Here is a 19,451-nt window from a genome sequence, read left to right on the forward strand (position 1 = left end):
AGACCGCACGTGGGTACCCCCGGGGACAACGGCGACCAGCAGGGCGGACACGACGCCGACCGGGGAGGGCCGCAAGGCCCGGACCCGGTCCGCTACCGCACGTTCCGCGGCCGGTTCACCACGCCGACGGCGTGGTCCATGGGGGTCGCCCTCGCGGCCGGCTGCGTGCTGGTCGTCCTGATCGCCGAGGGACCCGGCGCCACCAGCACCCTGAACCGCGTGTCGATCATCGCGGTCGGGCTGTTCTTCGCTCTGCTCACGGTCCGGTTCGCCGCGGTGCGCGCCGAACCGGACCGGACGGGTCTGACGGTCGTCAACTACGTCCGACGACGGCGCCTGGAGTGGGCGGAGATCATCGCGGTGCGGTTCGGGTCAGGAGACCCGTGGGTGCACCTCGACCTGGCCGACGGGACCGTGCTCGCCGTCATGGCCATCCAGCGGGCCGACGGCGAGCACGGCATGAGCGAGGCGCGACGCCTCGTCGGGCTCATCGCGGAGCACGGTGAGACCGCGGACCCCGATCCCGGCCGCCCTCACGACGGCTGAAGCCGCCCCGGCGGTCGCCGTCGAACCCGTCACGGTCGAATCCCTCGCGGCGGGCCGGGGCACCCCGGTCCACCTGGATGCGCAGCGCCCGGCCCGCGACGCGGGCCCGGCTCAGCCGGTCCATGGTCGGCTCGTCGAGCGGTGCGCTGATGTCGACCAGCGAGAAGGACCCGAAGATGTCGATCTTGCCGACGTCGGAACCCGTCAGCCCGCCCTCGTTGGTGAGCGCGCCCACGATGCCGCCCGGGTTCACCCCGTGCGTGTGGCCCACGGCGAGGCGGTAGCGCGTGCCCGACCGGCTGTGGTCGCGCGGCCCGCGAGCCGGACGGTCCCGGTGTCCCGTGCGTTCCCCGGAGCGGTCGTGCCGCTCCGCGTCGTGCGTGATGCGCCGGGTCGCCTGCGTGCGCTCGCGCTCGTACTCCTCCTGCTCGGCGCGCGCCTGCGGGCCGTCGTCGCCCACGGCCATCGCCGCGAGCGCCGCGGCGATCTGGACGATCTCGTCGCCCGCCGGGGCGGACACGTCCGCCGGCGTGGTGGTGGTGTCCGCGGTGGTGTCCGCGTTCGTGGTGTCCTCCGTGCCGGGCGTGCTCGCCGTGTTCTCGGTGAGGTAGGTGCGCAGCATGTCGGCGTACAGGTCGAGGCGTCCGGCGTCGCGCCGGGCGGAGACCTGCTTGAGGAGGGTGGCGAACTTGTGCGCGGACACGTCGCGCGGTGAGGGGATGTCCGCCTCCTCGAGGCGGGTGCGGACTGTGCGCTCGATGCGGCGCAGCAGGCCGCGTTCCTGCGGGGTGACGAAGGTGAGGGCCTTGCCGGTGCGGCCCGCGCGGCCGGTACGGCCGATGCGGTGCACGTAGGCCTCGGGCTCGCGCGGCAGGTCGAAGTTCACGACCAGGCCGATGCGGTCGACGTCGAGGCCGCGGGCGGCGACGTCGGTGGCGACCAGGACGTCCAGGGCGCCGGAGCGCAGCCGCTCGACGATCTTCTCGCGGTCCTTCTGGGCCACGTCGCCGGAGATGGTGGCGGCGGAGATGCCGCGCTCCAGGAGCGCGGAGCCCACGTCCTCGGCGGCGCCGCGCGTGCGGGTGAACACGATCGCGGCGTCGGCGTCGGAGGTGGCCAGGACGCGCACGAGGGAGCTGGTCTTGTGCCGGAAGGGGACCACGGCGTACGTCTGGCGGACGGACGTCACGGTGGAGGACTGCCGGGTGACGGCGATCTCGACCGGGTCGTTCAGGTGCTGGTCGGCGACCTTGCGGATCGCCGGCGGCATGGTCGCGGAGAACAGGGCGACCTGACGCTCGCGGGGTGCGGTGGAGAAGATCTTCTCGACGTCCTCGGCGAAGCCCATGCGGAGCATCTCGTCGGCCTCGTCCAGGACGAGGAACTTCACGTCGTCGAGCACGAGCGAGCCGCGCTCCATGTGGTCCATGATGCGGCCGGGGGTGCCGACCACGACGTGCACGCCGTCGCGCAGCGCCCGCTGCTGCGGCATGTAGGGCGCGCCGCCGTACACGGGCAGGACGCGCATGCCGGGCAGGTGGGTGGCGAAGGACTCGATCGCGTCGGCGACCTGCATCGCCAGTTCGCGGGTGGGGGCGAGCACGAGTGCCTGGACGCGCCCGCGGGCGACGTCGGCGGCCGGGTCGACGGCGGCCAGCAGCGGCAGGCCGAACGCCGCGGTCTTGCCGGTGCCGGTCTGGGCGACGCCGGTGATGTCGCGGCCGTCCAGCAGCGGCGGGATCGCGGCCGCCTGGATGTCCGACGGCGTGGTGAAGCCCAGGTCGCGGGTCGCGGCCAGGAGCGCGGCGGGCAGGGGGAGGTCGTCGAACCGCTGCTCCGGCTCGGCCGGGGCGGACGTGGCGGGCTCCGCCGTCGCCGGTGAGGGCGTCGAGGGTTCGGTCGTCGCAGGTTCGGTGGCCGGGTCGGCCGGAGTTTCGGGCGCAGGGGTGGTCAGGGCAGCAACGGGCATGAGGGGTATCGAACCGTTCGTCGTCGAGAGGGAGTCCGGGCCACGTGGCGCCTCTGGCGCCTGGCCCCGGTCGCTCACTCGGCGAACACACACTCGCTCCGGCGACTCACGCCGACACGCGCAGAAAGGCGACCAACTCCAGGGGGATCGGACACCATCCTACGCGGAGGGTCACGGCGCAGGCCAGACGGGGACGGGGTGACGTGCGGCACCACGCCGGCAGACGCCGGGCGGGGACGCGCCCGGAGGCCCTGTGCGGATCGGCAACACCCGGCCCGTAGGATGGCGCGCACGGGAAGGAACAGCAGGCGTGAGGCGGTGTATGTGTCCAGGGGACAGGAGATCAGCTCCCGGGTTCTCACCGTGCCCAATGCGATCAGCATGGTGCGCCTGGCGCTCGTCCCGGTGTTCGCGGTCCTGATCGTCGCGCACCAGGACGTGTGGGCCCTGGTGGTGCTGGCCGTCTCGGGTGTCACCGACTGGCTCGACGGCGTGCTCGCCCGGTCGTTGCACCAGGTCAGCCGTCTGGGGCAGATGCTCGATCCGCTCGCCGACCGGCTCTTCATCTTCGTCACCCTGCTCGGCCTCGCCTGGCGCGAGATCGTGCCGCTCTGGCTGGTCGCCGCGATCCTCGCGCGAGACCTCGTGCTCGCCCTCACCGTCCCCGTGCTCGCCCGCCTCGGCTACGGCACGCTCAACGTCAGCCAGGCCGGCAAGGTCGCGACCTTCGCCCTCCTGTACGCGTTCCCGCTGCTCCTGCTCGCCGAGGCCGGCGGCGCCGTCGGCACCACGGCCCACGTCGTCGGCTGGGCCTTCACCTGGTGGGGAGTCGCCCTGTACTGGTTCGCCGGACTGCAGTACGTGGCTCAGGTACGGCGTCTGGCGGCCCGCGGATGAGCGACGGCACGAACGACACGGCGCCCCCGCCCCGGCGTCGTCCCGACGCCTCCATGACCCTCCTCAACGAGGTCATGAAACGCCCGCTCGACCCCGGATACGCCGCCGCCGCGGAACGCCGCGCCGGGCGCGCCGCCGCCGGCGAAAGCACCGAACCGCGCGTCCCCTCCCTCGTGGTGGCCATGCTCGTGGCCGTCGGCCTCGGTGTCGTCGTCACCGGCGCGGTCCTCCACCTGCGCGCCCCGCAGCCCGCCGCCACCCAGGCCCGCTCCCTGCTCGCCGACCAGGTCGTCGAACGCAGCCTGGAGATCGAGGCCCTCACGGACCGGTCGGTCGCGCTCGCCGCCGAGGTCGACGAACTGGAGGGCGCCGGCACGCTGCCCAGTTCCCTGCGCGAGACCAACGACCTCGACACGCTCGCCAACGGCACCACCGCGGTCAGCGGTCCCGGCGTCGTGGTCACCCTGACAGACGGCGGGCTCGCCGACGACGACGGCGACCAGCGCGTGTGGGACACCGACCTGCAGTTCGTGGTGAACGCGCTGTGGGCCTCGGGCGCCGAGGCGATCGCCGTCGGCGGGGAGCGCCTCACCGCCGTCAGCGCCATCCGCAGCGCCGGCGACGCGATCCTCGTCGACCTGCAGCCCCTGAACGGGCCCTCCTACCGGGTCGAGGCGATCGGGGACCCGGAGAAGCTCCAGGTCGAGTTCGCCCGCTCCAGCGGCCCCGCGTTCCTTCAGGTGCTCGGCACGCAGGGCATCGAGTCGGGCGTCCAGGGCGCCGACGAGCTGCACCTGCCCGCAGGGCGGCCGCAGACGCTGCGCTGGGCGGGGGAACCGGCCGGGCCGGCAAGCTCCGGCACGGACCAGAACGAGCAGGACGACACAGCGAAGGACGGAGCATGATCCCAGTCATCGGCCTCGTGGTCGGCGTCGTCGCCGGCCTCATCCTGCAGCCCACCGTGCCGGTGGCGTTGCAGCCCTATCTGCCGATCGCCGTCGTCGCCGCGCTCGACGCCCTGGCGGGCGGCCTGCGTGCCGCCCTCGAGGGCATGTTCGACGACCGGGTGTTCCTCACCTCGTTCCTGTTCAACATCCTCGTCGCCGCGTTCATCGTGTTCCTCGGCGACCAGCTCGGCGTGGGTTCGCAGCTGTCCACCGCGGTCATCGTGGTGCTCGGCATCCGGATCTTCTCCAACGCCGCGTCCATCCGCCGCAACATCTTCAAGGCCTGAGCATGAGCGACGAGCACCACCACGAGCCGGCTCCGGACCGCGACGGCACCGCGGAGACCGAACCGCGCGAGGAGACGGCCGCGGAGGCGCCGGCGGCCGAGCACCCCGAGCCGCGGTCCGGCGACCGCGAACCGCTCGGACCGCCCGCGCCCGAGGGCCCCGAGCCGGACGACGCCGAGCCGGACGACGCCGAAGCCTCGGCGCTTCCGGACGACAGCCCGGGACAGCCCGAGGGCGGCCTCCCCGCCGCGGGAGCGGCACAGACCGGCGCCGCTCCCGAACCGGCGCCGGAGCGGACCGAGGAGACGAAGCCGGGGACGGACCCGGCCGAGGCGGCCGCGCCACGGGAGGACGGCACCGGGACGGCCCCGATTCCGGAGCCGGCCACGGCACCGATCGCGCTCCGAGGTGGCGACGACACCAGGACGGGCGGGGCCGAGGCTCCGCGGAACGAGAACCGCGACACGACAGCGATCGTGGATGACGCGGTGCCGGACGCAGCGGTGCCGGACGCAGCGGTGCCGGACGCAGCGGTGCCGGACGACGCGGTGCCGGACACGGCGGTGCCGTCCGCGGCCGTGCCGTCGTCCAGCCGGGGCGCGGACGCCCCCGGCAACGGTGACGGCGACCCCGGTGACGCCCGGCCCGTGCGTGCCCGAGGGCCCCGGCGGCTGTGGGAGGTGTTCCGGCCGCGCAACCGGCGGGCCGAGTACATCGCCGCCGCGCTGTGCGTCGCGTTCGGGTTCGCGCTCGCCGTGCAGGTGGCGCAGTCCACCGGCGATCAGCTCGCCTCGCTGCGGCAGGACGAGCTCGTCCGCCTGCTCGACGAGGTCACCCAGCGCGGCGAGCAGCTCGACGACGAGGTCGCCAACCTGACCGAGGCGCGTGACGACCTGCTGTCGGCCGACGGCCAGGACCGCGCGGCACGTGAGCTGGCCGAGCAGCGCGCCGAGTACGAGGGCATCCTGTCCGGGCGCCTGCCGGCGCAGGGCCCCGGCGTGCTCGTCGAGATCCATGCCCGGCCCGGGACCGTCACGGCGGCGAACATGTTCAACATGCTCGAGGAGCTGCGCAACGCCGGCGTCGAGGCCCAGCAGGTCAACGACGTGAGGATCGTCACCAGCAGCCACTTCGAGGAGACGGTCGACGAGGACGCGCGGATCCTCCTGGACGGCCATCTGCTCGAGGCGCCGTACACATGGGTGGCGATCGGGGACCCGGAGACCGTCGACCGCGCCCTGGAGATCCCGGGCGGCGCGCTGCCCACGCTGCGCGACGCCGGGGCGACCGCGGAGGTGACGCGGCAGGAGCACGTCGTCGTCGACGCGACGCGGACCCCTGCCGATCCCGAGCACGCCGAACCGAGCGAAGAGTAGCCGATCCCCGCCGGTGCCATGTAGGTTGGTTCGGACCGGGCTACCCGTGAACCCGCACGTGACAGCACCCGTGCCGCCGCCCGGCGCCACACGGGCGAGACGCCCGAACCGTTCCCACACCGAGGAGACCCGATGACCGACCCCAGTGGCCAGCCTCATCCGGGCCCCGACCCCACGGCGACCACGGCCAACCTCGGCCGTATCGTCTTCCCGACCGGGGACGACGCTGCCGCCGCCGCGGGACGGACCGCCCTCAGCCCCGAGGAGGCCGCGGCCGTCGCCGCGCTGCCGCGTCACTCCGCCCTGCTCGTGGTGCAGCGCGGCCCCGGCTTCGGCGCCCGTTTCCTCCTGGACACCGACCGGTGCGTGGCAGGTCGCAGCGAGCAGGCGGACATCTTCCTCGACGACGTCACGGTCTCCCGCAAGCACGCCGAGTTCGTGCGCGCCGGCGACACGTTCACCGTGCGGGACATCGGCTCGCTGAACGGCACGTACGTCAACCGGGAACGGATCGACGGCGCTGTGCTCACCACGGGCGACGAGGTGCAGATCGGCAAGTTCCGCCTCACCTTCCACGCCAGCCCGCAGGCCGCGCCGCAGGCCTTCCCGGGGGTGCCGCAGCGGTGAGGCCGGGGGCCGCCCGCCGAGCCGCGGACGACCCGCGGCCGGTCGGGCGAGCCACCGGGCAGGACACCGAGCCGTGGCCGCGGGGTATCTCCCGCCAGGCCACGATGCGGATCAGCGACGTGCTGCGGGCGCTCGCCCCCGAGTTCGGCGACGTGTCGCACTCGAAGCTGCGCTTCCTGGAGGAGCAGGGGCTGATCACGCCGGTGCGCACGCCGTCGGGCTACCGCCAGTACAGCCAGGCCGACGTCGAGCGTCTGCGGTACGTCCTGACCGAGCAGCGTGACTCCTACCTGCCGCTCAAGGTCATCAAGGAGCGGCTGGCCGCGATGGACGCGGGCGACGACGAGGCGCGGCCCGCCCCGCGTCTCGCGCCCGCGGAGTCGTCGGCCCGCCGCCGCTGGACGCAGGAGCAGGTCGCGGAGGCGGCCGGCGCGTCGCCGCAGCTCGTCGACGACCTGATCCGGGCCGGCGCCGTCGAGGAGACCGGCCACGGCATGCTCGGCGCCGGGTCGGTCGACGTCGTCCGGATCGCCGTGGCGCTGGCCGAGCACGGGATCGAACCTCGCCACCTGCGCACCCTGCGCGGCGCCGCGGACCGTCAGGTCGCCCTGGCCGACCAGGTGGTCGCGCCCTGGCGCGGCCGGCAGGCGGCCGGCGCACAGGGCCAGGCCGCCGCCATGGCCACCGAGATCGGGGAACTCCTGACCCGATTGCACGCGATCTGGGTCCGCCAGGGTGTGGCGGATCTCTGACGCGCGGCATACCGTGAAACGGTGACGTCAGACGTACCGATGGTTCCCGTGGAGATCCTCGGCGTACGCCAGCAACAGCGCGATCAGGAGATCGTCGTCCTGCTGCTGGACAGCGCTGCCGATCTCGCGGTACCGATCGTCATCGGCCCGCGGGAGGCCAGCGCGATCGCCATGGCGCAGGCAGGCCTGGCCACCCCCCGCCCCATGACGCACGACCTGCTGCGCGACGTGCTCGCCGCGGTCAACGTCGAGCTGGAACGGGTCGAGATCGTCGCCCTGGAGGGCGGCATCTACTTCGCCGAGCTGGTCCTGTCCGGCGGGGCCCGGCTCGACTCACGCGCGTCGGACGCGATCGCCCTCGCCGTGCGCACCGGCAGCCCCGTGCTGTGCTCCGCCGAGATCGTGGCGCTGGCCGGCGTCGAGATCGTGGACGTGGAGCAGCGCGAGGAGATGGAGAAGTTCCGCGCCTTCCTGGACCACGTCAGCCCGGAGGACTTCTCCGGTCCACCGGGCCAGTGAACCGGCCGCCGCACCCGGACGGCAACATCGCGGCGCGACACGCCGAGCGGCTTGGCCCGGGAACGCGGCGGGCAGCCCTAGCGTGGTCATGAGACTTTCCAGGAGGCACAGTGAACACCCATGGTGAGGTCAGAGCCGCAAGCGAGCCGATCCCGCACGGCGCTCAGGGTCTCCTCTTCGGCGAGAACCTGACCGAACGGGATGCGTCCACCGGCTACCGCGGGACGACGGCGTGCAGCGTCGCCGGGATCACCTACCGGCAGCTCGACTACTGGGCGCGCACCGGCCTCGTCGAGCCGAGCATCAAGCCGGCCACCGGCTCCGGCACGCACCGGCTCTACAGCTTCCGCGACATCCTCGTGCTCAAGGTCGTCAAGCGACTCCTCGACACGGGCGTCTCCCTCCAGCAGATCCGCACCGCGGTCACCCACCTGCGCGAGCGCGGCGTCGAGGACCTCGCGCAGATCACGCTCATGTCCGACGGCGCGTCGGTGTACGAGTGCATGTCCGCCGACGAGGTCGTGGACCTCGTCCAGGGCGGCCAGGGCGTGTTCGGCATCGCCGTCGGACGGGTGTGGCGCGAGATCGAGGGCACGCTCGCGGAGCTGCCCACCGAGACGTTCGGGCCCGACGCCGGCACCGGGCAGGGCGAAGGCCTCACCGGGAGCGACGACGAGTTCACCCGCCGCCGCCTCGAACGCGACAAGGCGCGCAACGCGGGCTGACGTACGCGGCGGGCTGACGTACGCGTTACAGCAGCGGCCGCAGCGGTGAGATGAGGGCCTCGCCGAGCTTCGCGAGCCGCGAGCGCCGCTCCCACTGGTCGATGGTGAGCTCGCGGGCGTTGGTGAGGTCGAGGCGGAACACGTCCTCCATGCGGGCGGCGAGGGCCGGGTCGACGATCTCGAGGTTGACCTCGTAGTTGCCGGTGAGGCTGAGGCGGTCGATGTTCGCGGTGCCGATGGTGGTCCAGCGGGCGTCGACGGTGGCGGTCTTGGCGTGGACCATGGCGTCCTGGTAGAGGAAGATCCGCACGCCTCCGCGCAGGAGCGAGGTGTACAGGCCGCGGGCCAGCCAGTCGGCGACGACGTGGTTGGAGCGGTGGGGGACCAGGACCCGGACGTCGACGCCGCGGGCGGCCGCGGCGAGGAGCGCGTCGTGGATGTCGTGGTCCGGGATGAAGTAGGCCTGGGTGATGTAGACGTGGCTGGTGGCGCGGTCGATGGCGTCGAGGTAGATGCCGCGGATGGGGAAGACGAGCTCGGAGGGGGCGTTGCGGGCGGCCTTGAGGTGGGGGAGCCAGGTGTCGGAGCCGACGTCGACCAGTTGCGGGAGCCGGCCGGTGCGCTGGCGGTTCCAGAAGTCGACGAACGCGTTGCGCAGTTCCCACACGGCGGGGCCTTCGAGCCGCATGTGGGTGTCGCGCCACTGGGTGGCGTAGAGGGAGCCGATGTTGTAGCCGCCGACGTAGCCGATGCGGTCGTCGACGACGAGGATCTTGCGGTGGTCGCGGCCGGACTTGCGGATGTTGAGCGCGATCATGCCGGGCCGGAACGCGGGGAAGCGCAGCAGGTGCACGTCGGGCGGGAAGCGGAAGAAGGAGTGGGGGACGACGAGGTTGGCGAAGCCGTCGACCACGACGTACACCTTGACGCCGCGGGCGGCGGCGTCGATGAGGGCCTGCTTGAACTGCCGGCCGACGGTGTCGTCCTTCCAGATGTACGTCTCGAGCATGACGGTGTGCCGGGCGCCGTGGATGGCTTCCAGCATGGACTCGTACAGGTCGGCGCCGTAGGTGTAGATGGTGGTGGCGGTCTCTTCGACGTACTCGGTGAGGGGCTTCTCGGTGGGGAAGGTCGCCGTGAGGGGGTGCATGCGCCGGCGGACCGCGTCGGTGATCGTCAGGGCGGCCGCGACGGTCACGGGGACGGCGGCGGCGACGAGGCCGGCGCGCACGGCGAACTTCCGCGCCCGGCCGAGGAGGTCGGGTGCGACGTCGATGGTGAGTCCGGAGATGTTGCGAGACGGCACGAGGCTCACGCTACCGGGAGCCCGGGAAGCCCGCGGGACTTTTTCCGGGCCCGACGGTGGTGTCCCGTCAGTGGAACGTGGCGGCATGGTAGGTCTGCCGGTCGACGGTCTCGACGGTCACGTCGCGGGTGCGTTCGAGGTGGCGGCGCAGGTGGTCGGCGAATCGCAGGGAGTCGTCGTTGAACCGGGAGGTGTCGTAGGCGCACACGACGCGATGTTCGGCGAGGTGCGCGGCGAGCGCGTCGATCATGTCCAGGAAGGTGCGGGTGGAGCGCCGGCCCGGGTGGGCGAGCGTGAATCCGATGTACCAGATCGCTCCGCGGGCCGCGTGCTCGGGGTAACGGGTGGCGAAGAACTCCGGGCTCACCCACGGCACGGCGGCGAGGTCGGTGGCGAGGGTGGTCAGTCCGACGGCGGCGCCGTGCTCGTCACGGGCGAGGAGCTTGGTCACGCGCCGGTCGGCGAGTTCGTCGTCGAACTCGCCGCGGTGCAGGACGTGCCGGGCGGCGGCGCGGGTGCGCAACGGCTCGAACGCGCGGAGGTAGAGCTCCCAGAGGTGGTCGGCGAGCTCACCGCGGACGGTCGTGGCGAAGGTGATGTCAGTGTCCACGGTCGAGGTCCTCCCAGCCCGCCCGCCGGTAGGCGGCGACGACGACGGCGCACACCGGCAGGGTGACGCAGGTAGCGCCCACGACCTGGCGGCCCTCCGGGCGGTAGGCGCCGCCGCGGGTGGCCGAGAGGTCCTCGAGGCTGTGGGTGAGGTCCGCGGTGACCTGTTCGCGCGAGGGTCCGTCGTGCTCGACGAAGAGTCCCGCGCCGCTGCCGTCGTCGCGTCGCGACCAGGCGATGCCCGCCCAGGCCTCGTGGCCCGGGAACACCGCGTGCGCCCGCGCGTACACGCAGTACAGGGCGTCCCCGTGGGTGCCGGGCAGCTGCTCGCGGCCGTCGACCTCGAGGACGTGGCTGCCGGGAGGGATGATGGAGCTGAGGCGGATGAGGTTGAAGTCGCTCACGCCCGCGGTGGCGAGGGCGGCGTCGAACGCGGCGAGTGCGGTCCGGCCCGTGCCGGTGCCGGAGCTCAGGCGGATCGTCAGGGGGGCGTTCACGGCGTCCTTGAGGAGGGGAGTCTCCCGGTCTCGCCGGTGTGACCGGTGGCGGCGTCCAGGAGGTCGAGCACGGAACGCAGGACGGAGTCCGGGGCCGCGCGGTGCTTGCTGAGGAAGACGGTGCGGCCCAGGTGGAGGTGCGCGCGTTCCTGCGCGCCGACCTCGGCGCCCGAGTAGACGACGAGGGGGACCCGCCGCAGGCGGCCGTCGCGGCGCAGGTCGGCCACGAGTTCGTGCCCGCTGCCGTCCGGGAGCGTCAGGTCCAGGACGACGAGGTCCGGGTCGGCGCCGTGGGCGAGGGCGTCCCGTGCCTCACGCACCGTGCGGGCCTGCGCGACGGCGAGCCCGCCGTGCTCCAGGACCGTCGCCACCACCGTGCGCAGGTCGTCGTCGTCCTCGACGACGAGGACCCTGTTGTGGTGCGGCTGGCGCCGGATGACGTCACGGACGGTCTCGATGAGGCGCGCGGGGTCCACGGGCTTGACGAGCCAGTCGTCGGCCAGCGCGGCGGTCTCCAGCGCCGCGCTCGGGCGGGTGCCGGACAGGACGACGACGGGCACGTCGGCGGTGGCGGCCGACTGCCGCAGCCGGCTGAGGACCTCGGCCCCGCTGGTGCCCGGCATCGCGAGGTCGAGCACGATCGCGGCGGGGTGCTCGGCCTCGATGACCTCGAGCGCCGCCCGCCCGTCGGTGACGCCGACGACGTCGTACCCGCGTTCCTCCAGCACCGTGCGGAGCACGTCGACGACGGCGTGGTCGTCGTCAACCACGACCACGCGCGTCGTGACGGGCACGTCGTCCGGCTGCCGTCCGGGGATGCGGGTCAGCGGCAGGGCGGCGCGGCGCAGCGTGAACCGGAAGCTCGAACCCCGGCCCTCTCCCTCGCTGACGGCCCACAGCCGCCCGCCGTGTCGTTCGACGATGGTGCGGGCGATGGCCAGCCCGAGCCCGGAGCCGCCGCGCTCGCGCGTGTCGGAGGTGTCGACCTGCTCGAACCGGCGGAAGATCGCCTCCAGCTTGTCCGGGGGGATGCCGCGGCCCTCGTCGTCGACGCGCAGCTCGACCAGATCCCCGGCGGGCAGGACCGTGACGCGGACGGTGCTGCCGCGGGCGGAGAACCGCACGGCGTTGCCCAGGAGGTTGGTCAGCGTCTGCACGATGCGCCGGTCGTCCGCGCGGACCACGTCCGCGGAGCCGTCGAAGCTCAGGTGGATCCCCGCCTCGTCCGCGAGGACCGAGACCTGGTCCACCGCGGCGGCGACGAGCGCGTCGAGCCGGTGCTCCGCCAGCTGCAGCGGCGTCGTGCCCGCGTCCAGGCGTTCGACGTCGAGGATGTCGTCCACGAGCCGGGCGAGCCGCTCGCTGCTCGTGAGCGCGATACGGACCATGCGCGCCGCCTGCTCGGGCGCGCCGTCGAGGGCGTTGCTGTCGAGGAGGCCGAGCGCGCCGTGGATCGCCGTCAGCGGGGTGCGCAGCTCGTGGCTCACCACGGACACGAACTCGTCCTTGATGCGCTCCATCTCGCGCCGCTCGGTGACGTCGCGGAAGGCCACGACGGCACCACGGATGCCCCCGTCGTCGCGCAGCGGGCTCGCGGTGACCTCGACCGGGACGTCCAACCCGTCGAGGCGCCGGTAGACGTCCTGTTCGGCCGTGACCGTGACCCCGTCGCGCAGCGCCTGGGTGATGTAGCAGTCCTCCGCCGGGAACGGCATGCCGTCATCACCAGGCGCGTGAAAGGTGGCGTGTGCGTCACGCCCGACGAGCTCGCGGGGGGTGGCCGCGAGCGTGTGCGCGCCGGACGCGTTGACAAAGGTCACCCGCCCCACGGGGTCCACCCCGTAGATGCCCTCGGCTACCGACTCCAGTGTCCGTTCACGCTCGCTCGCGAGCGAGCGCAACTGCGCGGTGCGGTCACGCACGCGCCGCTCGAGCCCGTGACGCAGCGAATCGTTGTCCAGGACGACCAGGATCTGGCGGACGACGACGGCAACGACCAGACATCCGGGAAGAGGGAGAGGCCGACCACACCGAGCAGGAGAGCGGTGATGTAGATGCCGTCGCCCGCCCCCGGGTCGCCGACCAGCCCGCGTAGACATTGCCGGCCAGCCCGACGACCGCGCCGAGCGACAGGAACCCCCATGCCCGCCGGCGGCGCTCCTTCGACTGCGCGGCACGCCACCCACAGCTCACCGCCGTGACGACGCCTGCGCCGACGAGCGCCGACGTGGACACCTGCTCGCGTATGTCCCGGTCAAGGGGACCGGACAACGTGAGGACGAGCAGGAGCATCGCGATGCCGGCCACCCAGCACCAACGAGCGAATCCGTTCCCCGGCCGCGCGGCCGGGAGCCCCGACGCCATGCGCCCGAGCGTAGGGCACTACCGCAGGACCGGCAGTTCAGCCGTGCACGCCACACCCGTCGGCCATCAGGGAGGCGCCGGTCAGCGCCATCCGAGGAGGCCGGCGATCTGGTCGGGAAGGGTGAGCGGATCGAACGGCTTGGCGAGCACACCGGCGACGCCGAGTTCCTCGTACCGGCGACGCTCCGCCGGCTGCACCTTCGCGGTCAGCAGGATCACGGGCACGCTCCTGGTGCGCGGATCCTCCTGGAGGCGGGCGAACGTCGTCGGCCCGTCCATGGTCGGCATCATGACGTCCAGCAGGACCGCGTCCGGTGGATCAGCCCCGCACATCGCCACCGCCTGGACGCCGTCGGCAGCGACGTCCACGTCCCATCCGGCGACCATCTCCAGTCCGGTCCGCACGATATCGCGGATCGCCTCCTCGTCGTCGACCACCAGGATCCGGCGGCTCATCGGAACGCCTCCGTGCCGGCCGTCCCGAGCAATTCCGGCATCTGCCCTCCCAGCCAGCCGCACCCCACCCGATCGGCGGCACCTGTGCGAGGGCAGCTGGCTCTTCATCGTCCCACGGGAACGGGTACCCGCACCCCCTCCGACGGGCATCCGGCGCGCCCAGACAGGCGGCCGGGGCCGTTCATGCCTACCGTCGGAGTAGACGGAGCGGCCGAGGGCACCGATGCCCCCTGAGCGAAGAAGGGCCGATGACTGACGACACCACAGGTACTGCATCCGAGACCTGGTCCGCCCTGATCGTCGAGGACGACCCGGACTCACGAACGTTCACCCGCACGGTGCTCGAGAAGAACGCCGGGCTGACCACCGTCGTGGCGGAGGACGCGGAAACCGCACTGGCAGCACTCCGGGTCGAGAGCTTCGACCTCGTCGTGATCGACATCCAGCTCCCCGGCCGCTCGGGCCTGCAGATCCTGCCGGAAGTACACCGGCTGGCCGCGGGCGTCCCGGTCATCATCCTGACCGCGCACAACCGGGTCGACTACGCCGTCGACGCCCTGCGCGGCGACGTCGACGACTTCCTGGTCAAACCCGTGGACGTCGAACTGCTCGCCGAACGCGCCAGCACGCTTGCCCGCCGAGGCCGCGCACGACGTGAGGCGAACCGCACGAAGACGGTGCTCGCGGTCGGCGCCCACCCGGACGACGTCGAGATCGGCGTCGGGGGAACGCTCGCCGCACACGCGAACGCGGGGGACCGGCTGGTGATCCTCACGATGTCGGGCGGCGCCGTCGGCGGGACCGCCGAGGCCCGGTACCTGGAGTCCAAGGCCGCCGCGGAGATCGTCGGCGCCCGGCTGATCCATCTCGGCTTCGAGGACACCCACCTGGACCCGGCGTCGGGCCCGATCACCGCGGTGGAGGAGGTGATCCGCGAGTTCCGGCCGGACCAGGTCTACACCCACAGCGACCACGACCGGCACCAGGACCACCGGGCCGTGCACCAGACCGTGCAGGTCGCCGCCCGCGCCGTCATGGACGTGGCGTGCTTCCAGAGCCCCTCGTCGACGATCGAGTACCGGCCCGACCGGTTCGTCGACATCGCCGAGCACCTGGAGACCGAGCTGCGCATGCTGCGCGCGTTCGCCTCGCAGGCGCACCGGGCCTACATGGCCGACGACATCGTGCTGGCCACCGCCCGGTACTGGTCACGATTCACGCGCAGCCGGTACGCGGAACCGCTCGAGACGGTGCGGTCCACGATGCGCCTGGCACCGGCCGCCGAATACCCCGCACACGGCGCCACGGGAGAACGGGGACACCGGTGAGCACGCCACCGCCGGACGACCTCATCGGCACGGTCGGCCACGAACTACGCTCGCCGCTGGCCTCGGTGCTCGGCTACGCGCAACTCCTGCGCGCCCAGGAACTGACCGACGAGCAGCGCGAGTACGTGGACGTCATCGAGCGCAACGGGCGGCGCCTGCTGCGCTCGATCGACGAGCTTATCGTGGGCGCGGAGATCTCGGCAGGAGAGCTCGGCATGGATCGGAAGGGCCTGGACCTCGGCCGGGTGGCGCGTGACTGCCGTGAGAGGCTCGATCCGGCGTCTCGGGCGGCCGGCGTGTCGGTCACGGTGGTGGCGGACGGCCCGGTGCCGGTGCGGGGCGATGCGGAGCTTCTCGCGCAGGTGATCGAGACCGTGCTGAGTCGCGCGATCACGTCCACGCCGCGCGGTGGTGCGGTCACGCTGCGGGCCAGTCCGCGCGACGGGGCGGCGGTGATCGAGATCGCGGACACCGGGGCCGGTATGGGGCGCGCCGAGCTGGACCGGCTCACAGAGCGCCTCCGTCGCACGCGCCACGCGCAGGGCCGGCAGGCTCTCGGCATCGGGCTGGGCCTGCCCGTCGCGCAGGCCATCGCCAACGCGCACGGCGGCGGCCTGGAGGTGCACAGCGCCCCCGGCGAGGGAACCCGCGTCAGGGTGACACTGCCGACGAACTCGTCGGCGGACGCCGGGTCCACACCTCGCTCAGCGCGGTCCAGTGCTCGTCCGTCATCAGGACGTACGGAGTGACGTTGACCGCCGTGACGCCGTTCGTGCGGGCGCCACGGAGCGCGCCGGTCATCTCCCCGGGCGTGATCTTCGCCTGCTCCTCGATGGTCGAGGCCCGTCCCCCCTCAAGTTCCCAGAGCCCCACCGAGACGGTGAAGCTGTCGATCGGGACATCGGAACGAGCGAGTGCCGCGGTGAGCCGATCGACGTCGTCGGGCGTCCGGTTCCGGCGGGGGATCCCGACGAAGGCCCACAGCACCAGCCGGTCGGCGTGCCGGGCGAGCAGGCCGTAGTCATGACCGGCATCGGGCCGTTCGGCGTGCGGGTCGTCCCAGTCGACGAGGACGTCCACCGCGAGGCTGGGCCGTCTACCCGTCTCGGCGGCCACCTCGTCCAGCACCGTGGCCGCGCGGCCCACGAAGCCGGCGAGCACCCGCGACCGCCAGGCACTGATCTCCGGCGCCTCCGTGTCGATGCTTCCGCCGTCCCGTCGCGGCCAGTCCTGTGCGCCCGTCATCTCCCGGTACAGGGCTGCGTCGTCGTCACCGAAGGTCTCGTCGTCGAACTTCAGCTCCGTGAACGTGATCTGGTCGGGCTCGTACCGGCGGGCGAGTTCCTCCAGCAGCTCGAGGTAGCGATCACCGACGGGACCGTCGTGCACCGCGGTGGCCGACGGCTGGCTGACCGCCGGCTCGCCGTCGGCGCCGATTCCGCCCACCGCCGGGTCCCGCGCGATCCACGCGGGCGTCAGGGCGTCGATCAGGAGATCGACGAACCGCGGCTCGTCGTCGGACCCGTGCGCCAGATTGTCGATCGCGTGGGCCAGGTGATCCCGGCCGGGCTCTGCGGCGACCTCGGGGTGGTCGGGCCAGTCGAACGCCGTCCACTCGACCCGGCCGGCCGCGAGGGTGACGGCGTTGACGTGCGCGTCGTCGAGCCGCTCCTCGACGGCGTCCCAGTCCTGCTCCGGATCGACGATGTCCTCGATGCCGAAACTCATCGACTGGAAGTCGGGTGCCACGAGCAGCGGGCGGTCCACCGTCGGCGGGGTCGGATCCGCGGTGCAGGCGGACAGCGGCACGGCGAGGGCGGTGGCAAGGGCGACGGTCGCGCCCGTTGTCCCGGTACGGAGCGTGCGGTGATGGTCCATGGGTTCCGTCCTCTGTCCCGTTCGGTCCTGCCCTGGCGCTCGCCGGAAGCCGGCGGAGACGGATCTATCCGGTGTCGATGGAGATGGTGCCGGTCCGGTCCAGCTTGTTCCACCGGTTCTCGACGCCGCGCAGCTCCAGCCAGATCGCGCGGATCATGACCAGGCTCAGCAGCGCCGAGTAGAACGGCCACAGCGGCAGGGTCCACGCATGCCGGAGGTCGCGCGGGGAACGGTCGAGGAGGACGGCCAGCAGGAGCAGCGCGAGGGAGAGCGGTAGCCCGGCGAACAGGACCACCGCCCAGAAGGTGTCCGGCACGGCGGACGGCGCGCCGAGGAACGCGAGCGCGGCGAGGACCGCGAACGCGGCGACCTGGATCAGGGGCAGCAGCACCTGCGCGACGAGGTTGAACGCCAGGTAGGGGCCGAACATGCCGTAGCGCGGGTTGCCGATCATGCCGCGGTGCAGCCGGACGGCCTGCAGCAGGCCGCGGCTCCAGCGCACGCGTTGCCTCCACAGTCCGCGCAGCGTGGAGGGCGACTCGGCGTGGACCAGCGCACGGGGGGCGAACGCGACACGGTAGCCCGCCCGGTAGACCCGCCACGTGAGCTCGAGGTCCTCACCCACGGTGTCCTCACGCAGCAGGCCGGTGCGTTCCAGGACGTCGCGGCGGAACGCGCCGGTGTTGCCCGAGACGATCGGCAGGCAGTGCAGCACGTCCAGGGCGCGGCGCACGAGGCCGGTCCCGACGTGACTGATCAGGGCAAGGTACCGGGTCTGCACGCGGTCGAGGTTCACGGTCCGGTCGTCCCCGCACACGGCGCCGATGCCGGGGTCGGTGAAGGCGTGGATCATCTCGGCGAGCGTGTCGGGCCGGAAGACGCCGTCGGCGTCGACCAGCACCAGGATCTCGCCCCGTGCGAGCCTGATGCCGTGATTCAGTGCGGCGCCCTTGCCGCCGTTGGGCTGCGTGCGGGCACGGACGCGTGGCAGGTTGGTCTCGAGCGCCACGAGCCGGGCGTAGGTGTCGTCGGTGGAGCCGTCGTCGACGCACACCACCTCGAAGTCGGGGTAGTCGCTGCGGGCGATGGACCGCACGCAGGCGTCGAGCACGACGGCCTCGTTGTAGGCGGGCACGATGACGGAGATCGAGGGTGGGTCGACCGGCAGCTGGCCACGGGCGGCCCGGACGTGCCGGCTGGTGCCTCTCGGTGGACGCCGGTGGCGTGCCCCGAACCAGATGGCGCACGGTACGACCAGCAGCCGCACCAGGCCGACGGCGAGGATCGTCATGCCGGACACGAGGGCCGCCGCGGCGAGGATCCCGGTCATCGCAGTCCCCGGCCGGACGATGGTCGGTGCGGCGACGCGGACCGCGGGTCGTGGCGACCCGGCAGGGCCGAGGCGGCGAGTACCTCGTCGAGCAGTTCCGGGGCGTGCGAGCAGTTCGCGCCGAACCGGCCGTTGACCTCCAGCACGACGGGCCTGCCCGTGGCGTCGCGGCGGACGTCCATGTCGACGGGGCCGGTCAGGCCGAGCGCGTCGACGGCCCGGTGGGCGGTCTCCCGGACGTCGGACGCGGCGTCGGCGCAACCCACGACGGCGTCGGCGTTGCCCACCCGGCCCTGTCTCAGGACGGTCTTCTCCAGGACCACCACGGTGCACGTGCCGGAGGGCGCGCGGTACGCCTGCGGGCAGTACTCGGTGCCGCCCGCGAAAGACTGCACGATCCACGAGGCGTCGAGTCCGGCCCAGGCCGCCGGGCCGGGCAGGTCCGCCGGGGACTCGAGGAGCCTGACGCCCCGCCCGCCGCGTGACACCCGCGGCTTGACGACGACCGGCCCGCGGGCCCAGGCGAGCGCCTCCCGGAGGTCGGCGAAGTCCGTGGCCGGGGCGTACCGGGGGACTGGCACCCCGGCACGGTCGAGCGCCAGCATCGTGAGCAGCTTGTCGGCGGCGATCGCGGCGGGCCCCGGGTCGGCGGTCACCACGGTGCCGACCGGGCCGGGCGTATCGGGCGTACCGGTGAGACCGGCAGCGGGCCCGCCGCAGGTAGGCAGGCCCAGTGTCCGGGCGAGGACGGCGATCCGCGGCAACTCCTCCTGCACGGTGGGGATCACGAGGTCGGGCGAGTGTTTGCCGATGAGGTCCCGCATGCCGATGACGTAGTCCCACGCGTCGGCGCGGGGCGCCAGATCCGTGACCGGGAAGTGCCGGTCCGTCACGGGAGCGATGTCGACCCCGACCCAGGTCACGTCGGCGCCCGCCGCGGCGCGGGCCGCGAGCAGTGCACCGAGCGCGCGGCCCGCGGGACCGCCAGCACCTGTCACGAGAAGGGAGGTCATCGGACGATCCGCATCGGCAGGCTCC

20 protein-coding genes are annotated in these 19,451 nt (G+C 72.9%); 11 read left to right on the forward strand and 9 right to left on the reverse strand.

The window, feature by feature from the left end:
• Window positions 1-9 precede the first annotated feature (9 nt).
• On the forward strand, window positions 10-546 hold the full coding sequence (locus tag ACYVK5_RS13880) for a PH domain-containing protein (RefSeq protein ID WP_460705905.1): 537 nt from the start codon (window positions 10-12) through the stop codon (window positions 544-546).
• On the opposite strand, the gene ACYVK5_RS13885 is transcribed toward ACYVK5_RS13880, so the two are convergent.
• Entirely contained in the window at window positions 488-2,515 is a 2,028-nt protein-coding gene (locus tag ACYVK5_RS13885) for a DEAD/DEAH box helicase (RefSeq protein ID WP_460705907.1), read from the reverse strand. The two genes, ACYVK5_RS13880 and ACYVK5_RS13885, sit on opposite strands and share 59 nt — an antisense overlap.
• Window positions 2,516-2,839: 324 nt before the next feature.
• Here ACYVK5_RS13885 and ACYVK5_RS13890 point away from each other — a divergent pair, with 324 nt between their 5' ends.
• The 8 genes from ACYVK5_RS13890 (at window position 2,840) to ACYVK5_RS13925 (ending at window position 8,645) form a co-directional block, all read left to right on the forward strand.
• Window positions 2,840-3,412, forward strand: coding sequence for a CDP-alcohol phosphatidyltransferase family protein (locus ACYVK5_RS13890; protein ID WP_460705909.1), 573 nt, complete (start codon window positions 2,840-2,842; stop codon window positions 3,410-3,412).
• Entirely contained in the window at window positions 3,409-4,317 is a 909-nt protein-coding gene (locus tag ACYVK5_RS13895) for a DUF881 domain-containing protein (protein ID WP_460705911.1), read from the forward strand. The genes ACYVK5_RS13890 and ACYVK5_RS13895 overlap by 4 nt, the downstream gene beginning before the upstream one ends.
• Window positions 4,314-4,646: a small basic family protein gene (locus tag ACYVK5_RS13900; protein ID WP_460705913.1), complete on the forward strand. Its 333-nt coding sequence runs from the start codon at window positions 4,314-4,316 to the stop codon at window positions 4,644-4,646. Before ACYVK5_RS13895 ends, ACYVK5_RS13900 begins: the two co-directional genes overlap by 4 nt.
• A gap of 2 nt (window positions 4,647-4,648) precedes the next feature.
• The gene (locus ACYVK5_RS13905; RefSeq protein ID WP_460705915.1) at window positions 4,649-6,022 is read left to right on the forward strand and encodes a DUF881 domain-containing protein; all 1,374 of its coding nucleotides are present in this window, start codon (window positions 4,649-4,651) and stop codon (window positions 6,020-6,022) included.
• A gap of 132 nt (window positions 6,023-6,154) precedes the next feature.
• Window positions 6,155-6,649, forward strand: coding sequence for an FHA domain-containing protein (locus tag ACYVK5_RS13910; RefSeq protein WP_460705917.1), 495 nt, complete (start codon window positions 6,155-6,157; stop codon window positions 6,647-6,649).
• The gene (ftsR, locus tag ACYVK5_RS13915; protein ID WP_460705919.1) at window positions 6,646-7,401 is read left to right on the forward strand and encodes a transcriptional regulator FtsR; all 756 of its coding nucleotides are present in this window, start codon (window positions 6,646-6,648) and stop codon (window positions 7,399-7,401) included. The genes ACYVK5_RS13910 and ftsR overlap by 4 nt, the downstream gene beginning before the upstream one ends.
• Window positions 7,402-7,440: 39 nt before the next feature.
• A complete protein-coding gene (locus ACYVK5_RS13920) occupies window positions 7,441-7,920 on the forward strand; it encodes a bifunctional nuclease family protein (protein WP_460706301.1) in 480 nt (159 codons plus the stop codon).
• A gap of 110 nt (window positions 7,921-8,030) precedes the next feature.
• Window positions 8,031-8,645 (forward strand): MerR family transcriptional regulator, encoded by a 615-nt coding sequence (locus ACYVK5_RS13925; RefSeq protein WP_460705921.1) that lies wholly within the window; start codon window positions 8,031-8,033, stop codon window positions 8,643-8,645.
• Between the two features lie 25 nt (window positions 8,646-8,670).
• Here the strand turns inward: ACYVK5_RS13925 and ACYVK5_RS13930 are convergent, their stop codons facing one another.
• The 5 genes from ACYVK5_RS13930 to ACYVK5_RS13950 form a co-directional block, all read right to left on the reverse strand.
• On the reverse strand, window positions 8,671-9,951 hold the full coding sequence (locus ACYVK5_RS13930) for a phospholipase D-like domain-containing protein (protein ID WP_460705923.1): 1,281 nt from the start codon (window positions 9,949-9,951) through the stop codon (window positions 8,671-8,673).
• A gap of 67 nt (window positions 9,952-10,018) precedes the next feature.
• Complete coding sequence (locus ACYVK5_RS13935) at window positions 10,019-10,561, reverse strand: hypothetical protein (RefSeq protein ID WP_460705925.1); 543 nt, start codon at window positions 10,559-10,561, stop codon at window positions 10,019-10,021.
• Entirely contained in the window at window positions 10,551-11,057 is a 507-nt protein-coding gene (locus tag ACYVK5_RS13940) for a pyruvoyl-dependent arginine decarboxylase (protein ID WP_460705927.1), read from the reverse strand. Before ACYVK5_RS13940 ends, ACYVK5_RS13935 begins: the two co-directional genes overlap by 11 nt.
• Window positions 11,054-12,979 (reverse strand): response regulator, encoded by a 1,926-nt coding sequence (locus ACYVK5_RS13945; protein WP_460705929.1) that lies wholly within the window; start codon window positions 12,977-12,979, stop codon window positions 11,054-11,056. The genes ACYVK5_RS13940 and ACYVK5_RS13945 overlap by 4 nt, the downstream gene beginning before the upstream one ends.
• 523 nt (window positions 12,980-13,502) lie before the next feature.
• Complete coding sequence (locus ACYVK5_RS13950) at window positions 13,503-13,877, reverse strand: response regulator (protein WP_460705931.1); 375 nt, start codon at window positions 13,875-13,877, stop codon at window positions 13,503-13,505.
• Between the two features lie 248 nt (window positions 13,878-14,125).
• Here ACYVK5_RS13950 and ACYVK5_RS13955 point away from each other — a divergent pair, with 248 nt between their 5' ends.
• Both ACYVK5_RS13955 and ACYVK5_RS13960 read left to right on the forward strand, forming a co-directional pair.
• Window positions 14,126-15,205 (forward strand): PIG-L deacetylase family protein, encoded by a 1,080-nt coding sequence (locus tag ACYVK5_RS13955; RefSeq protein WP_460705933.1) that lies wholly within the window; start codon window positions 14,126-14,128, stop codon window positions 15,203-15,205.
• Window positions 15,202-15,954: a sensor histidine kinase gene (locus ACYVK5_RS13960; RefSeq protein ID WP_460705935.1), complete on the forward strand. Its 753-nt coding sequence runs from the start codon at window positions 15,202-15,204 to the stop codon at window positions 15,952-15,954. The genes ACYVK5_RS13955 and ACYVK5_RS13960 overlap by 4 nt, the downstream gene beginning before the upstream one ends.
• Here ACYVK5_RS13960 and ACYVK5_RS13965 read toward each other — a convergent pair.
• The 3 genes from ACYVK5_RS13965 to ACYVK5_RS13975 form a co-directional block, all read right to left on the reverse strand.
• Complete coding sequence (locus ACYVK5_RS13965) at window positions 15,857-17,083, reverse strand: hypothetical protein (RefSeq protein ID WP_460705937.1); 1,227 nt, start codon at window positions 17,081-17,083, stop codon at window positions 15,857-15,859. The two genes, ACYVK5_RS13960 and ACYVK5_RS13965, sit on opposite strands and share 98 nt — an antisense overlap.
• A gap of 64 nt (window positions 17,084-17,147) precedes the next feature.
• Window positions 17,148-18,413 (reverse strand): glycosyltransferase family 2 protein, encoded by a 1,266-nt coding sequence (locus ACYVK5_RS13970; protein WP_460705939.1) that lies wholly within the window; start codon window positions 18,411-18,413, stop codon window positions 17,148-17,150.
• Window positions 18,410-19,426, reverse strand: coding sequence for an ATP-grasp domain-containing protein (locus ACYVK5_RS13975; protein ID WP_460705941.1), 1,017 nt, complete (start codon window positions 19,424-19,426; stop codon window positions 18,410-18,412). Before ACYVK5_RS13975 ends, ACYVK5_RS13970 begins: the two co-directional genes overlap by 4 nt.
• Window positions 19,427-19,451 lie beyond the last annotated feature (25 nt).

The organism is Myceligenerans halotolerans (assembly GCF_054782975.1).

Coding starts and splice junctions, on each gene's coding strand:
- ACYVK5_RS13885 (WP_460705907.1), bottom strand. CDS start 2,515: ATGCCCGTTGCTGCCCTGACCACCCCTGCGCCCGAAACTCCGGCCGAC.
- ACYVK5_RS13895 (WP_460705911.1), top strand. CDS start 3,409: ATGAGCGACGGCACGAACGACACGGCGCCCCCGCCCCGGCGTCGTCCC.
- ACYVK5_RS13900 (WP_460705913.1), top strand. CDS start 4,314: ATGATCCCAGTCATCGGCCTCGTGGTCGGCGTCGTCGCCGGCCTCATC.
- ACYVK5_RS13905 (WP_460705915.1), top strand. CDS start 4,649: ATGAGCGACGAGCACCACCACGAGCCGGCTCCGGACCGCGACGGCACC.
- ACYVK5_RS13910 (WP_460705917.1), top strand. CDS start 6,155: ATGACCGACCCCAGTGGCCAGCCTCATCCGGGCCCCGACCCCACGGCG.
- ACYVK5_RS13920 (WP_460706301.1), top strand. CDS start 7,441: ATGGTTCCCGTGGAGATCCTCGGCGTACGCCAGCAACAGCGCGATCAG.
- ACYVK5_RS13950 (WP_460705931.1), bottom strand. CDS start 13,877: ATGAGCCGCCGGATCCTGGTGGTCGACGACGAGGAGGCGATCCGCGAT.
- ACYVK5_RS13955 (WP_460705933.1), top strand. CDS start 14,126: ATGACTGACGACACCACAGGTACTGCATCCGAGACCTGGTCCGCCCTG.
- ACYVK5_RS13965 (WP_460705937.1), bottom strand. CDS start 17,083: ATGGACCATCACCGCACGCTCCGTACCGGGACAACGGGCGCGACCGTC.
- ACYVK5_RS13970 (WP_460705939.1), bottom strand. CDS start 18,413: ATGACCGGGATCCTCGCCGCGGCGGCCCTCGTGTCCGGCATGACGATC.
- ACYVK5_RS13975 (WP_460705941.1), bottom strand. CDS start 19,426: ATGACCTCCCTTCTCGTGACAGGTGCTGGCGGTCCCGCGGGCCGCGCG.